The organism is Flavobacterium sufflavum (assembly GCF_004016525.1).
GTDB classification, from domain to species: Bacteria; Bacteroidota; Bacteroidia; order Flavobacteriales; family Flavobacteriaceae; genus Flavobacterium; species Flavobacterium sufflavum.
In genome coordinates this window covers 154,092-168,336 of record NZ_SACJ01000006.1, presented here as the reverse complement: position 1 = coordinate 168,336, position 14,245 = coordinate 154,092, and the positions used below count along the sequence as shown (strand labels likewise).

General features: G+C 32.2%; 15 protein-coding genes. All 15 read left to right on the top strand.

The window, feature by feature from the left end; genetic code table 11:
* The first annotated feature begins 124 nt into the window (after positions 1–124).
* The 15 genes from EOD40_RS11530 (at position 125) to EOD40_RS11455 (ending at position 14,137) form a co-directional block, all read left to right on the top strand.
* Positions 125–1,036, top strand: a complete 912-nt coding sequence (locus EOD40_RS11530; protein WP_128195667.1) for a transcriptional regulator — start codon at positions 125–127, stop codon at positions 1,034–1,036.
* A complete protein-coding gene (locus EOD40_RS11525; protein WP_128195665.1) occupies positions 966–1,631 on the top strand; it encodes a P-loop NTPase family protein in 666 nt (221 codons plus the stop codon). Before EOD40_RS11530 ends, EOD40_RS11525 begins: the two co-directional genes overlap by 71 nt.
* A 65-nt stretch (positions 1,632–1,696) precedes the next feature.
* A complete protein-coding gene (locus EOD40_RS11520) occupies positions 1,697–2,326 on the top strand; it encodes a hypothetical protein (RefSeq protein WP_128195663.1) in 630 nt (209 codons plus the stop codon).
* 162 nt (positions 2,327–2,488) lie between these two features.
* Positions 2,489–3,199 carry a DUF3800 domain-containing protein gene (locus EOD40_RS11515; protein WP_128195660.1) on the top strand — a complete coding sequence of 237 codons (711 nt, stop codon included), beginning with the start codon at positions 2,489–2,491 and terminating at the stop codon, positions 3,197–3,199.
* Entirely contained in the window at positions 3,199–3,684 is a 486-nt protein-coding gene (locus EOD40_RS11510) for a hypothetical protein (protein WP_128195657.1), read from the top strand. Before EOD40_RS11515 ends, EOD40_RS11510 begins: the two co-directional genes overlap by 1 nt.
* Before the next feature lie 445 nt (positions 3,685–4,129).
* The gene (locus EOD40_RS11505) at positions 4,130–4,501 is read left to right on the top strand and encodes a hypothetical protein (RefSeq protein ID WP_128195655.1); all 372 of its coding nucleotides are present in this window, start codon (positions 4,130–4,132) and stop codon (positions 4,499–4,501) included.
* 395 nt (positions 4,502–4,896) lie between these two features.
* The gene (locus EOD40_RS11495; protein ID WP_128195653.1) at positions 4,897–5,502 is read left to right on the top strand and encodes a heavy metal-binding domain-containing protein; all 606 of its coding nucleotides are present in this window, start codon (positions 4,897–4,899) and stop codon (positions 5,500–5,502) included.
* A gap of 56 nt (positions 5,503–5,558) precedes the next feature.
* Positions 5,559–6,071, top strand: a complete 513-nt coding sequence (locus EOD40_RS11490) for a DUF3347 domain-containing protein (RefSeq protein ID WP_128195651.1) — start codon at positions 5,559–5,561, stop codon at positions 6,069–6,071.
* Position 6,072: 1 nt separating this feature from the next.
* Positions 6,073–6,531 carry a heme-binding domain-containing protein gene (locus tag EOD40_RS11485; RefSeq protein ID WP_128195649.1) on the top strand — a complete coding sequence of 153 codons (459 nt, stop codon included), beginning with the start codon at positions 6,073–6,075 and terminating at the stop codon, positions 6,529–6,531.
* A 17-nt stretch (positions 6,532–6,548) separates the two neighbouring features.
* Entirely contained in the window at positions 6,549–7,829 is a 1,281-nt protein-coding gene (locus EOD40_RS11480; protein ID WP_128195647.1) for an efflux RND transporter permease subunit, read from the top strand.
* An 11-nt stretch (positions 7,830–7,840) separates the two neighbouring features.
* Complete coding sequence (locus EOD40_RS11475) at positions 7,841–9,778, top strand: efflux RND transporter permease subunit (RefSeq protein WP_128195645.1); 1,938 nt, start codon at positions 7,841–7,843, stop codon at positions 9,776–9,778.
* Positions 9,765–11,021, top strand: a complete 1,257-nt coding sequence (locus EOD40_RS11470; RefSeq protein WP_128195643.1) for a TolC family protein — start codon at positions 9,765–9,767, stop codon at positions 11,019–11,021. Before EOD40_RS11475 ends, EOD40_RS11470 begins: the two co-directional genes overlap by 14 nt.
* The gene (locus EOD40_RS11465) at positions 11,018–12,265 is read left to right on the top strand and encodes an efflux RND transporter periplasmic adaptor subunit (RefSeq protein ID WP_128195641.1); all 1,248 of its coding nucleotides are present in this window, start codon (positions 11,018–11,020) and stop codon (positions 12,263–12,265) included. The genes EOD40_RS11470 and EOD40_RS11465 overlap by 4 nt, the downstream gene beginning before the upstream one ends.
* Complete coding sequence (locus tag EOD40_RS11460) at positions 12,265–13,485, top strand: efflux RND transporter periplasmic adaptor subunit (protein WP_231129618.1); 1,221 nt, start codon at positions 12,265–12,267, stop codon at positions 13,483–13,485. Before EOD40_RS11465 ends, EOD40_RS11460 begins: the two co-directional genes overlap by 1 nt.
* A gap of 175 nt (positions 13,486–13,660) precedes the next feature.
* Positions 13,661–14,137 (top strand): DUF3659 domain-containing protein, encoded by a 477-nt coding sequence (locus tag EOD40_RS11455; RefSeq protein ID WP_128195639.1) that lies wholly within the window; start codon positions 13,661–13,663, stop codon positions 14,135–14,137.
* The last annotated feature ends 108 nt before the right edge of the window (positions 14,138–14,245 follow it).

Below are 14,245 nucleotides of genomic sequence, written 5' to 3'. Positions count from 1 at the left end.
GTGCATTTGATAGTAAGAGAAAGACAATCAGTGCTGTCAACTAATTTAAAATCTGTGTTAATAGGTTTAATCAGCGTCATCCGTGTGCTAATACTTTGCAAGTGAAACGTACAAAATAAAAACTATGAACTACATAAAGCATCTCACTGGTTTCTTCGAGAAAGTGGCAACTGACAAAGCTCTCAATCCAACACACGTTAGTTTGTATATGTCCTTATTCCAGTTCTGGAATTGCAATCGGTTTAAAAATCCAATAAGTATATCACGTGATGAGGTTATGCGGATAAGTAAAATCAGCTCCAAAGCTACCTATCACAAATGTCTTAAAAACTTACATTCTTTAGGTTATATCAACTACGAACCATCATACAATCCGTTTAAAGGAAGTCATGTTTACCTATTTAATTTTTCAGATGATTTAAAACCGGTTCCTAAAAATGAAAAAACAACAACACCAAAAAATGAACCCGTTTTTGAACTGGTCAATGAACAAGTATTAAACAAGCTTTATACTGGTAGCGGTACAAGTGATAAGACTAGTAATGAACAAGCTCTGGTATCTTATATAAACAATACAAACATACCAAACATTTCAAACGATTTAAAGATTGTAAACTTGGACGAGCAAGCAAAAAAAAATGAAAATGATGAACGTTTTTTAAAAAACGAGACCGTTGAAGAAAAAGAAAAAAGTTCCGCTAAAAAAGAAAAAGAGTTTCTTGTCACTTCGAGCGTGTCATCCAGAGCGCGTCATCTCGAGCGAAGTCGAGAGGCGAAGGACGAGAAGCCTACAATTGAAAATGTCAAAGCTTATTTTCTCAATCAGAATTTCCCGGAACTCGAAGCAATTAAGTTTTTCAATTACTTCTCCAGCAATGGTTGGTTAGTTGGTGGAAAAACCCCGATGGTCAATTGGCAAGCAGCAGCACAAAATTGGATATTAAACGCACCTAAATTCATTTCAAATGAACCACAATCCAACAGAGCAAAACACCTCAACACAGGAACAGACAAAGACTATTCAGAGCCATTATAGCTACACTGAAATAATCGTTTGGTTAGAGAAAAAAGGAGTTGAATTATACGGAAATCATTTCAAAATCCTTGAAAGTGATTATCCCATAATTTATAAACTTATTGCTTATTTTCTAAAAGATGAAGCAACTTGTTTTCAATACAACATCAACCTCAACAAAGGAATTTTACTTTCCGGTCCCGTCGGCTGTGGTAAAACCTCATTAATGAATTTAATGAAACACTTAACGGCAACAGAGCATAAATTCTCTGTTAAACCGTGTCGGGATATTAGTTTTGAATTTATCCAGGACGGCTACCAAATCATTCACAAATACAGTAAGGGAAAACTATATGAATCAGAACCAAAAACTATATGTTTCGACGATTTAGGAACTGAAAACAATCTAAAATATTACGGAAACGAATGTAACGTAATGGCAGAAATTCTATTAAGCCGGTATGATATTTTTACCGCTAAAAAAATCCAAACACATATAACCACAAACCTTTCGGCTTCTGAAATTGAGAATGTTTATGGGAATAGAGTACGTTCACGATTACGTGAAATGATTAATCTTATTGCATTTGATAAAACGATCCTTGATAAACGCTAACTAACCGAAAACGTGCTCAAAGTCTCTCATCTAGTAAGAGATTAAGCAAAGGAAAAATAAAAAAGATGAATCAAATAAATAATTTCTGGAATCACTTCAAACAAAATAATTTCGTTTTTCTACTACTAAACGAAATTCCAAAAGACGAGCTAAAAATACATTTCTATAAATTAATTTCAGTGCTACATCTTTACAATAAAGATCTCAATCTAATAATAAAAAACAAAGACGATGTAGCTGAACTAATCGTTACGGCCAATGGAAATCCTTATCTTTTCAAAGATGTAGAATTGCTGGTTCATCACGCTCCAGTTGTAGAGCGTTGGAAAATAACTGCTTTCCTCCAACCGGAACAAAACACTATTAAATACCAAAACGGTACAGATAAACCATTTGAATACAATGGCATCAACTTAAAAATGAGCGAGATGTATTTTCAACCAATCCAAAATATAGAAAAACCAACCGATTTAGGCATTAAAATATATCTCAAAAACTACATAATCCATAAAGACAATCCAAAACTTCGAGATGTAGTTTATATACATATTGAACATTTAATTGGAGAAAAATCATTTGCTAATGACATTACTTTTATTGAGATTGGACAATTAACTTGCAAGATGAATGATGTTGAATTATTAGACTTGTATAATTTAGCTGATTATATAAATCTTTTCAAAAAACAGAAATAATTTGATTGCTAAAAAAATGATAATAGACATTCTTGATTTGAAGAATAAGTTAATTGAAAACAATATCTTCATTAATAATTTATTCTGTAAATTTCCGCTTTATATAATTCAACCTCTTGAAAGTATTTAATTTGTTGAATTTGTTATTAATTTTCACAATCTATGAATAATAAATATGATTTTTATATCGACGAAAGTTGTCATTTAGAAAATGATAAAATTCCGGTTATGTGTATCGGTTACATTAAAGTACCAATGTCTGATTATGTTGAATTGCAAAAAGAATTCAATCAAATACTGGCAAAGCACAATCAAAAATCAGAGTTAAAATGGAATAAATTTTCAAATGCCAGAACAGCATTATATAAGGAATTGGTAGATTATTTCTTCCGGTCGTCATTACAATTTCGTTGCGTTTTAGTCAAATACAAAGAGCGTCTGAATCATGCCGATTTTAACCAAGGTTCGCACGATAATTTCTATTATAAAATGACCTATTATTTATTACGTCCAAACAATAGCAATGGGGATGAATACAGGGTTTTTATTGATATTCAAAATACACGTGGTAGAGAAAAGCTAAGAAAAATAAACGAAGTTTTCAATAATGAATACAAAGGCAAAAGCCCTTTCAAACAATTCCAACATTTACATTCTCACGATAATAATTTCTTTCAGTTAGCCGATTTCTTTATTGGAGCAATTACTTATAAAACAAGAGTAGTGATGAAAAATATAGAGAATCCAACTCAAAACAGAATGGATTTTATTCAATATTTAGAAACTAAATCGGGTTTTAATCTCGAAGAAGGAACAGAACCCTGGGAAACAAAGTTCAATATTTTTGATCACCAACCTAGAATAAAACTATAATGGATTTATTTAATTTGGATGATCATATACCTAATTTAGGGATTGATCCATCAGCTGAACATTTGGAAGAATTATTTCAATTATTTAAAGCCGATTTTCTGGATAATGAATTTTATTTAAACGATTGCAAAGTAATGATAGATGTTAGAAAATCAAAAGAAAAAGGTTATGAAAAATACCCACACACTTTTGTAAAAATCATTACAAGGGGAGTAAAAGGCAAAAGATGTTTTGATAAAAAAAGAGCCAACAAAATTCATTGGATTAAACCGATACTTGAAAATAAAGATACTGAGGATATTATTTGTTTTCAGTTTTTAGAAGCCGATGGAAAAATAAGGGACTATTTTTGGTTTAAAGAAGGATTTTTTTTAGTTATTATGGAGAAAATAAGACCAGACTATGTAATAGTTTCTTGCTTTCATATTGATGATGACAGGAACCAAAAATACTACGAAGACAAATATACAAAGAGGGTAAAATAAAAATGCCACAACTAAGGTGTTGTGGCCGACCAGGTCCTTTTCCCTAGGGAAATGACTTTGCAAATTTAAGCCATCTTAAATCAAAAAACAAATTTTATATAATTTTATATAATTTTCATAAATTGTAAGAGAATTGATATCTCAAATAATAAATATTTATTACATTATCTCATTCAGATGCACAAAAATCGCTCCTAGTCCAAGTATTCCTAGCATCAATGCTGCCGTTTGCTTCATTTCACTAATTACATTTCCAATAACTAGAACATTCTTTTTTATTTGGTGATAAAAATCAAATTAATTTTGGAGAAACATTAATCTTTTGTTTTAGGATTAATCTTATCATAACTTTTTAAGAAAAAACCTAATGAATGTACTTTTTTTAACAGCTTGTTAGTGAACAATTAATATAATTTGATTAATTTTGATTCAAATTGAACTGGAAATGAAAAAGTTTCACATTATAGTAATTGTATTATTTGGTTTCTTATTGATGCCAGGTAATTCTTTTGCCTGTGAAATGAATTCATCTAAACATTCTTCTACAAAAGAAACATCCTCAAAAATGGAAAAAGATGATTGTTGCAAAAACGACAATCATTCCAAAACGAGTAACCAAGATGGTTGCGGAGGAAAATGCAAGCATTCTAAATGCAGTTGCGCTACTTCTTGCAACAGCAGTACTGTTCTCATCAATGAATCGAAATTTAATAACAATCTTTTTAATTTCGCTTCTGAAAAACAAAAATTTTACAACTACGAAACCTCCATTTCTTCTGGTTTCAATTCTTTATGGCTTATACCAAAAATAAGCTAAATCCCAAAGCTGATAGCCATAATTGTATCTAATTGACAATTCTTATTGGATATCCAAATCATTTATTTTTCGGTTAATTTCAATTTCAAAAAGATGGCCTTGCTATGATTCATTTTGTCATTGACTAATTAATTCAATTCCAAAATAGTTCCATACAATGAACTCATTAAAATAAATAATGATGGAATGACTATGACGATTTTTTTATGTCTAAAAGCTAGGAAATGAATCAATTATAATAAGTAGTTTTCAATAATTATTTTTATTGAAAGCCTATGCAAAATGCTAATTGGTTAAGTAAAGAAAATACAGTTAAAATCTCTTACTATGACTCACAAATGTTGAGTTGTTGTAAAACAATAAAATAATTCTCAAATAATTAAAATAGTAAAAAAATGAAAACAATAATTATCCTACTAAGTGCATTATTTGCATTTAATTCAAGCGTAGTAGCGCAAAAAGCTACAAAAAATGAGGAACAAAAAATTGTTTATACTTGTCCTTCACATCCTGACGAAATGAGTTCAAGCTCTGGAAAATGTCCAAAATGTGGAATGGAGTTGACAAAAATCACTGAAAAGATTAGTACCCACGCTTTAAAAGGAAGTCAGCCTATGAGTAAAATGATGACAAGATATGTTTGCCCAATGGACAACTCAACTTCTGATAAACCGGGAAAATGTTCTAAATGTGCAATGAAGATGGTAAAAATTTCCGAAAAAATAGAGACCAATCCTCTAAAAGGAAGTCAACCTAAAAGCAAAATGGTTGCAAAATACGTTTGCCCTGCAGATGGTTCAATGTCAGAAACTGGAGGTAAATGTTCTAAATGCGGAACGGGAATGGTAAAAATCACCGAAAAAATAGATACTCATCCTCTAAAAGGAAGTCAGCCTAAAAGTAAAATTGTGACAAGATATGTTTGTCCTATGGATGGCTCAACTGCTGATATTAAAGGAGAATGCCCTAAATGTGGAATGGAAATGATTGAAAAAAAGTAAAAGTCTAACAACAAAAAATGTTGTCAATAACAAATAAACAATTTTAAAATAATAAAATGAAAAATATAATTCTTTCAGCCCTAGCAATGGTACTCGTGTTGGTTTCTGTAAATGCCCAAACCCAAAAAGTACAAACCAAATTTTCAACATCACAAATTGTGACTAATTATTTGGCTTTAAAAAATGCTTTAACCAAAGATGATGGAAAAGCAGCTGCCAAAGCAGGAAAAACTTTGTATACCACATTCAATGCCGTAAAAACAAATACAATTGATGCAAAACTCAAAAAAGAGTATATGGATATAGCCGAAAGTGCCAAAGAACACGCAGAACACATTGGAGATAATGCAGGAAAAATTGATCATCAAAGAGAACATTTCGTTTTGTTAAGCAAAGACATCAACGATTTGATTAAACTTTTCGGGGCTAAACAAAAATTGTATCAGGATTATTGCCCAATGGCAAATGAGGGTAAAGGTGCAATCTGGATAAGTGAACTAAAGGACATTAAAAACCCTTATTATGGTTCTAAAATGCTTAACTGTGGTTCAATAAAAAAAACTTTGTAAAATGAAAATTAGCATTAAAAGAATAGCCGTCATAAGTTTAATTCTTTTTTTGTTGATGCAGTTATATCAACCTGCTCGTAATTTAGCTTACGAGCAGGATTTAACTGCAAATTTTACAAAAGTATATAATGTACCTAAAAATGTTAAAACCATTTTACGAACCTCTTGTTATGACTGTCATAGCAACAATACCAATTATCCTTGGTATTCCTATATTCAACCAGTGCGAATGTTAATGGACAGTCATATAAAAAAGGGAAAGAAAAATTTAAATTTTAATGAATGGGGAAATTATTCTTCAAGAAAACAGCAGAATAAATTAGATAGAATTGTCAAACAAATAAAGTCCGATGAAATGCCTTTGGCATCATATACTTTAATTCATAAAAATGCAATACTTACACCTACTCAAAAAAAGGAAGTAATCAATTGGATTCAGAAGACTACAGATAGTCTTTAATCAGAATAATAAACATTATGGTAGAAAAATTAATAACATTCTCACTAAAAAATCGATTTGTTGTCCTGCTTATTTCAGCCTGTTTATTTGGTTGGGGTATCTATAGTGTACAGCAGAATCCTATTGATGCCATTCCTGATCTGTCAGAAAACCAGGTTATAGTTTTCACAGAATGGATGGGAAGAAGTCCACAAGTTATAGAGTCCCAAGTAACCTATCCTTTGGTTTCTAATCTTCAGGGAATTCCTAAAGTCAAAAACATTCGGGGAGCATCTATGTTTGGAATGAGCTTCGTGTATATTGTTTTTGAGGATGATGTCGATATATATTGGGCAAGAACCCGGGTTTTAGAAAGATTAAATTATGCACAACGATTATTACCACAAAATGTAGTTCCAACATTAGGCCCCGATGGTACAGGGGTTGGTCACGTTTTTTGGTATCATTTAGATACTAAAGGTATGGACTTGGGAGAGCAAAGAGCCTTGCAGGATTGGTACGTGAAATTTGCATTGCAAACGGTTCCTGGTGTTTCTGAAGTAGCTTCATTTGGAGGTTTTGAAAAACAATATCAATTAGTACTAGATCCGTTAAAAATGCAGTACTACAACGTGAGTATGATGGAAGTAATGAATGCTGTCAAGGCAAATAATAATGACGTTGGAGGGCGGAAATTTGAAATGAGTGATATGTCCTATATCATAAGAGGATTAGGCTATATCAAAAACATAAAAGATGTTGAAGACATTGCCATTAAAAACTATAATTCCGTTCCGGTAAAAGTTAAAGATATTGGTTCAATCCAAATGGGTGGCGATTTGCGTCTGGGAATTTTTGATGAAAATGGAAACGGAGAAGTGGTAGGTGGAATTGTAGTAATGCGTTATGGTGAAAATGCGGATAAAGTAATCACTGCTGTAAAAGAAAAAATGAAAGAAGTCGAAAAAGGATTGCCTGACGGCGTTACTTTTAAAACATCCTATGATAGAAGTGAATTGATTGAAAAAGCAATAGAATCAGTTAAAGGTACATTAATTGAAGAAATGATTGCAGTTTCAATAGTGGTGCTGTTTTTTCTTTTTCATTGGCGAAGTGCTTTGATTATACTTATTCAATTACCTATATCTGTAGCTATTGGCTTTATCTTACTGGAAGCATTTGGTATTTCATCTAACATTATGTCATTAACGGGTATTGCTCTGGCAATTGGTGTTGTTGTCGATGATGGAATTGTAATGGTGGAGAATGCGTATAGGACAATTTCGGAGAAACAGGAAGAAATAGGTAATAATCAGTAATCTGAAATAAGATGAAAAATAAAATTAAAAATATATTTAAAAAAGAAAACGATCCGTTATCTTCTGAAGATAAGTTGAAACTTATAGAAAGTTCATCTAAATTAGTTGGTCCGGGTGTTTTTTACTCTACAATAATTGTTATTGCCTCCTTTTTGCCTGTATTTCTTCTCACAGGAATGGAAGGTAAGCTATTCGGACCATTAGCATGGACTAAATCGTTTATACTGATAGTGGATGCTTTTTTAGCGATTACACTTGCTCCGGTACTAATTAGTTTTTTACTAAAAGGAAAACTTCGTCCTGAAAATAAGAACCCAATAAATAAAAAATTGGAAAGTATTTATACACCCATTTTAACACTTTGTTTAAAATGGCGAAAAACAGTATTGGCAATCAACATTGTGGCGTTATTAATTGGTGTATTGATGTTTACTCGTTTAGGTTCTGAATTTATGCCTCCGTTAGATGAGGGTTCCATTCTTTTTATGCCGGTAACCTTGCCGGACGTATCAAATTCAGAAGTAAAAAGAATTTTGCAGGTTCAGGACAAATTGATAAAATCAATTCCCGAAGTGGCTCACGTTTTAGGAAAAGCAGGAAGAGCAAACACCGCAACAGATAACAGCCCTATAAGTATGATAGAGACAATTGTTTTGCTTAAACCACATAACGAATGGAGAGAAGGTAAAACGAAAGCCGATATTGTCAATGAAATAAACAATAAACTGCAAATCCCTGGTGTAACAAATGGCTTTACACAGCCTATTATCAATCGAATAAATATGCTTTCTACAGGTGTCAGAACCGATGTTGGAATAAAAATCTATGGGGCAAGTTTAGATACCATTAATGTTTTGTCACAAAAAATAAAAAAAGCATTAGAAGGAACTTCAGGAGTAAAAGATTTGTATGCCGAGCCAATTACGGGTGGAAAATATATAGACATAGAAGCTAAACGGGAAGTAATAGGCAGATACGGACTCAGCATCGATGATTTAAATAACGTAGTTGAAGCTTCTATTGGAGGAATGAAACTTACTACAACCATTGAGGGAAGACAACGTTTTTCGGTAAACGCAAGATATGCACAGGAATACCGAAACAGCATTGAGGCCTTGAAAAAGCTACAAGTACAAACGATGGAATTTGGCCCAATTCCATTAGAAACGGTTGCAGATGTGAAAATAAGTGATGGTCCGCCAATGATAAACAGTGAAAACGCAATGCTTCGTGGCACTGTATTGTTTAATGTTCGTGACCGTGATTTAGGAAGTACAGTCAAAGAAGCACAAAAAAAACTCAATACTATGATGACTAAAATGCCTAAAGGCTATTATGTAGAATGGAGTGGTCAATGGGAAAATCAAATCAGGGCAAACAAAACATTAAGTTTGATATTACCAATTGTTGTTGTGATTATTTTTCTCATTCTATATTTTACCTATCGTTCTATGAAAGAGGCATTGATTACAATGATAACAGTCCCGTTCGCATTAATTGGTGGAATTTTTATGGTTTATTTTTATGGAATTAATTTATCTGTTGCTGTTGCCGTTGGTTTTATTGCGCTATTTGGTTTGGCTGTAGAGACTGCAATGCTTATCACTATTTATCTAAATGAAGCGATGAATAAAATGGTCGAAAAATATGGAAACAGCAAAGAAACAATCACAGAAGAAATTTTAAGAGAATATATCATTGATGGCTCTGCTAAGAGATTGCGTCCAAAACTGATGACAGTTTCCGTTTCTCTGTTTGGATTAATACCCATCCTTTGGGCAACAGGAACAGGTGCCGATGTGATGCTTCCTATAACGGTTCCGCTTATTGGAGGTACAATCACTTCTACTATTTATGTATTATTAGTAACACCGGTTGTTTTCGAAATGTCAAAACTTCGTGAATTGAGAACAAAAGGTAAAATAGATCTTATAGATGCAAAACATTAAATTTTATTTCGTTGCAAGTTGTTTGATTTTAAGTACTACTATAGCCGCTCAAACACTTTCGTTGGATGCTGTTTTGAATACAATCAAAACAAATAATCCACAATTAAAAATGTATGATGCCGATATTCAAAGTATGGATGCTCTGGCCAAAGGAGCCAGAAGTTGGATGGCGCCACAAGTAGAAACAGGTTTCTTTATGACTCCTTACAATAGCAAAATGTGGAAAGCCAATGAAATGAGTCCAGGTATGGGGAATTATATGTTGGGAGTAACCCAAATGATACCTAATACTTCTAAGCTAAATGCAAATGAAAATTTGATGAAAGCAATGTCCTCGGTCGAAAGTGAAAATAAAAACTTCACGCTGAATCAATTAAATGCGTTAGCCAAAACCTATTATTATGAATGGATAATCATTAAGAAAAAGACAAAAATAGCCCAAGACAATCTTTTACTTTTAGATTATATGATTAAAAGCATGGAAATACGCTATCAGTATAATATGGATAAATTGCCATCATATTATAAAGCCAAATCTCAATATGCCACATTGCAAAGCATGATTGTTATGTTGGAAAATGATGTCTCTCAGCGTAAATACATGCTCAATACCTTAATGGCACGCGATAAAAAAGAAGATTTAGAAATTGATTCCAATTACGAGATTAAGGATTTTAATCTCTTTGAAACAGATTTATCTTCTTATATCAATAACCGTAGTGATATTAAAGCGATCGATAAAACCAAGATTATTAACGAATTAAAAATTAAGGCTCAAAGAGCCGAAACAAAACCGGAATTTGGAGTAAAATACGACCACATGTTTGCTTTTGGGAATCAGCCACAGCAATTTTCGTTAATGGGAATGATTACTATTCCGATGTCGTGGTCAACCAAAATGAATAAAGCAAATATGGAAAGTTATCGCATTAAAAACGAAAGTTTGGAATGGCAAAAACAAATGATTGCCAATGAAGCCAGCGGAATGATAAAAGGAATGAATGCTGAGTTTTTAAATTTAAAAAAGCAATACCAAATTACTCAAGATAATATTATTCCTGCTTTAAAGCGAAACTATGATACAGCAATTTTAGCTTGGCAAAACAATACTGGAGATTTATTTGTGGCTTTAGATGCTTGGGAAGCCTTGAACATGACTCAAATAGAAGCGTTAGACAAATTAAAATCAATTTTGACTACACAGGTAGAAATCGAAAAACAACTTGAAACTGAAAAATTATGAATAGATATTTAAAATATGGAATATTATTTTTAGTCATTTTTTTTGTCGGATTTACGGTTTATTTCTTTGCTGTAAAATCAGACAATCATTCTGAAATGGAACATAAAAATGAGATTTATACTTGTTCGATGCACCCTCAAATTATCAGAGATAAACCAGGAAATTGTCCTATTTGCGGAATGACTTTGGTAAAAAAAATAATTGAAAATCAGAATGGAGAAGATAATTCAATTAACAATCTTTTGAAGCAGACCGATAATTTTATCGTCGGAAATTATCAAACCACAACGGCAATAGACACCACCTTAAGCAGTGAGATAAATTTACCTGGAATCGTAGCATACAACCCAAATTCATCGGTAAACATCGCAGCTCGAATAAGCGGGAGAATTGAGCACATATATGTCAATTATAAATACCAAAAAGTAAATAAAGGACAAAAACTATTTGATTTATACAGCCCGGAATTACTGACTGAGCAACAAAACTTCATTTATATGATCATTAATGATGCTGAAAATCCTTCGATTATTAATGCATCCAGACAAAAACTCTTGCTTTATGGGATGACTCTAAACCAAATAAATACGCTGTCTAATTCAAAAAAAGCAAACCCTCTAATAACAATTTATAGTCCTGCTTCCGGGATTATTGACGGAACAGGAACGATGGATAACACAACTAGTCCTGAAATGCAAAATCCAACTAACAACACCGCAGTACTGGATATCAAGGAAGGAAATTATATAAAAAAGGGGGAAATCATTTTTAAATTGTTAAGTACAGATAAAATATGGGGAGTATTCAATGTTATTCAAGGCTATAATAGCATAATCAAAACCAACCAAACTATAAAAATTACCACCGAACTGGATAAAAATGAATCCATAAATGCAAAAATAAATTTTATCGAAACACAATTAAACCCGGTTGATAAAACCAATAGAATTCGGGTTTATTTAAATAATAATAAATTAAAATTACCTATTGGTTTGCGATTGCAGGGCGTTGTAAAAACAAACGAAGTAAAAGGGATTTGGATACAAAAAGAGTCAATGGTAAGCATTGGAAACAAGAAAATAGTTTTCTTAAAAATGGAAAATGGTTTTAGGGCATCTTCCATAAAAACAGGAATTGAAATGGATGATTTTGTTCAAATTATGGAGGGTATTTCAATAAAAGACACCATCGCCAAAAACGCACAATATTTAATTGACAGCGAAAGCTTTATTAAAACCGAATAATGATGAAGACAATAAAAACAATAAGTTTACTATCAATATTATTTATGATAATAGTGGCTTGTAATTCTAAAAATAAAGAAAACCATAGCAAACACAAAAAGGGTGCAGCAATAACATTTTACACCTGTTCTATGGATCCACAAGTTAAGGAAGATAAACAGGGAAAATGCCCCATTTGCCATATGGAGTTAACACCAATGAAACAAGATGACACAGAGACTAATGAAATAAGTTTAAGCAAACAGCAAATACAACTGGGAAATATTACCACCCAAACTATTTCAGAAACTAAAAACAACTTAGAGCAAAATTATACAGGAGTATTGACTATTAATCAGGAAAAAATCAAAACCATTTCTGCAAGAGCAATGGGACGAATTGAAAAGTTATATTTCAAAACCGTTGGTGATTATGTGATTAAAAACCAGGCTGTATATCAATTGTACAGTGAAGATATTGCTATTGCCAAACAGGATTATTACGCAGCATATAAACAACTGTCAATGCCGGGCGATTTTGGAAAAAATGCACGAAATATGCTCAATGCAGCAAAACAAAAACTGTTGTTCTTTGGATTAACCAATACCCAAATTGAAAGCTTAAAAACCAGTAAACAGCTTTCTCCTTATACCATTTTTTATAGTACCGCCAGTGGAACAATATCTGAAATAAGCACTACCGAGGGCAGTTATGTAATGGAAGGTTCTCCCATCATTAAATTAGCCAATTTAAATAGCCTTTGGTTAGAAACACAGGTTAACGTTAACTATGCTAAAAATCTAAAAATAGGCCAGAAAGCCCAAATCACATTTACCGATTTTCCTGATAAAACCATAAATGCACAAGTTTCATTTATCAATCCCGAAATAAACCCCGATACTCGTCTGCTTTTAATCCGATTGGAAATTCCAAATCCAAATTTACTCTTGAAACCGGGAATGCAAGCTGTGGCAAAATTAACCGAATCTAATATAAAAGGATTGTATATTCCGGTTGATGCAGTTATCAGGGAAGAAAATGCTTCCTATATCTGGGTTGAAAAAAGACCCGGAGTATTTGAAAACCTAATGGTTGAAACAGGAATCGAAACCAATGGGATGATAGAAATCAAATCTGAAATAGATAGTACAAAAAAAGTAGTGATTACAGGTGCTTACGCCATAAACAGTGAATATAAATTCCGCAAAGGAAGTGATCCGATGGAAGGAATGAAGATGTAATACTTAAAGCTGGTAAGCGAAGAAAATACCGTAAATTTAATAAAGAATTCTAATTAGGTTTCTTTGATTATAAATACTTAAAAACATAGAAAATCAATACTTAAAAAAATCGGGCAACAACGATACTGAAGACCGGGCAACAGCGGAACTGACGACAATTAAACATCTATTTATTATGAAAACACAAAAATCAATTTTGACAAAGACAGTTTCATTACTAACAATGTTTTTAATGGTAATCTCTTTAAGTACTAACGCACAAACAAAATCAAACTCCGAACCATCTGAAAAAATTCATATCAATAAAAAGGGAGAAATTTACGATTACAATTGGAATAAATTAGGATTTATTACCAAAGAGGATATCGTAAAAAACAGTAAAGGTCAGACAGTATATTTTATTGATGATAACGGGAATGTGGTTGATTCTAAAGGGAAAAAGTTAGGTATGGCTAAAAAGAATGGTTCATACTACAACATAAAAGGTGAAAATGTACTTAATGTAGGAAAAACAGAAAAAGAAAAATGTGAAATACTGGATGCAAAAGGTCATAATGTAGGTAGCGTACATGAAAATTATAAACTCCATGCCTGTGCTGCCCATTGCTTGATGTTGGAGAAAAAGATGAATCCCGAAAAATCTAAAAAATAATTTTTAAACAAATGGTTCGAGGCAAATCGGGCCATTTTTTTTATGGAATACTAATTTCTTTGAAAACTTTCTTATTAAGATTGCTAAATTAAACTAAAGAAAAAATTG

Excerpts from the sequence above, each read along its gene's own strand:
- EOD40_RS11470 (WP_128195643.1), top strand. The coding sequence starts at position 9,765 with ATGCAAAACATTAAATTTTATTTCGTTGCAAGTTGTTTGATTTTAAGT.
- EOD40_RS11465 (WP_128195641.1), top strand. The coding sequence starts at position 11,018 with ATGAATAGATATTTAAAATATGGAATATTATTTTTAGTCATTTTTTTT.
- EOD40_RS11525 (WP_128195665.1), top strand. The coding sequence starts at position 966 with ATGAACCACAATCCAACAGAGCAAAACACCTCAACACAGGAACAGACA.
- EOD40_RS11490 (WP_128195651.1), top strand. The coding sequence starts at position 5,559 with ATGAAAAATATAATTCTTTCAGCCCTAGCAATGGTACTCGTGTTGGTT.
- EOD40_RS11495 (WP_128195653.1), top strand. The coding sequence starts at position 4,897 with ATGAAAACAATAATTATCCTACTAAGTGCATTATTTGCATTTAATTCA.
- EOD40_RS11515 (WP_128195660.1), top strand. The coding sequence starts at position 2,489 with ATGAATAATAAATATGATTTTTATATCGACGAAAGTTGTCATTTAGAA.
- EOD40_RS11485 (WP_128195649.1), top strand. The coding sequence starts at position 6,073 with ATGAAAATTAGCATTAAAAGAATAGCCGTCATAAGTTTAATTCTTTTT.
- EOD40_RS11475 (WP_128195645.1), top strand. The coding sequence starts at position 7,841 with ATGAAAAATAAAATTAAAAATATATTTAAAAAAGAAAACGATCCGTTA.
- EOD40_RS11505 (WP_128195655.1), top strand. The coding sequence starts at position 4,130 with ATGAAAAAGTTTCACATTATAGTAATTGTATTATTTGGTTTCTTATTG.
- EOD40_RS11520 (WP_128195663.1), top strand. The coding sequence starts at position 1,697 with ATGAATCAAATAAATAATTTCTGGAATCACTTCAAACAAAATAATTTC.
- EOD40_RS11455 (WP_128195639.1), top strand. The coding sequence starts at position 13,661 with ATGAAAACACAAAAATCAATTTTGACAAAGACAGTTTCATTACTAACA.
- EOD40_RS11530 (WP_128195667.1), top strand. The coding sequence starts at position 125 with ATGAACTACATAAAGCATCTCACTGGTTTCTTCGAGAAAGTGGCAACT.
- EOD40_RS11510 (WP_128195657.1), top strand. The coding sequence starts at position 3,199 with ATGGATTTATTTAATTTGGATGATCATATACCTAATTTAGGGATTGAT.
- EOD40_RS11480 (WP_128195647.1), top strand. The coding sequence starts at position 6,549 with ATGGTAGAAAAATTAATAACATTCTCACTAAAAAATCGATTTGTTGTC.
- EOD40_RS11460 (WP_231129618.1), top strand. The coding sequence starts at position 12,265 with ATGATGAAGACAATAAAAACAATAAGTTTACTATCAATATTATTTATG.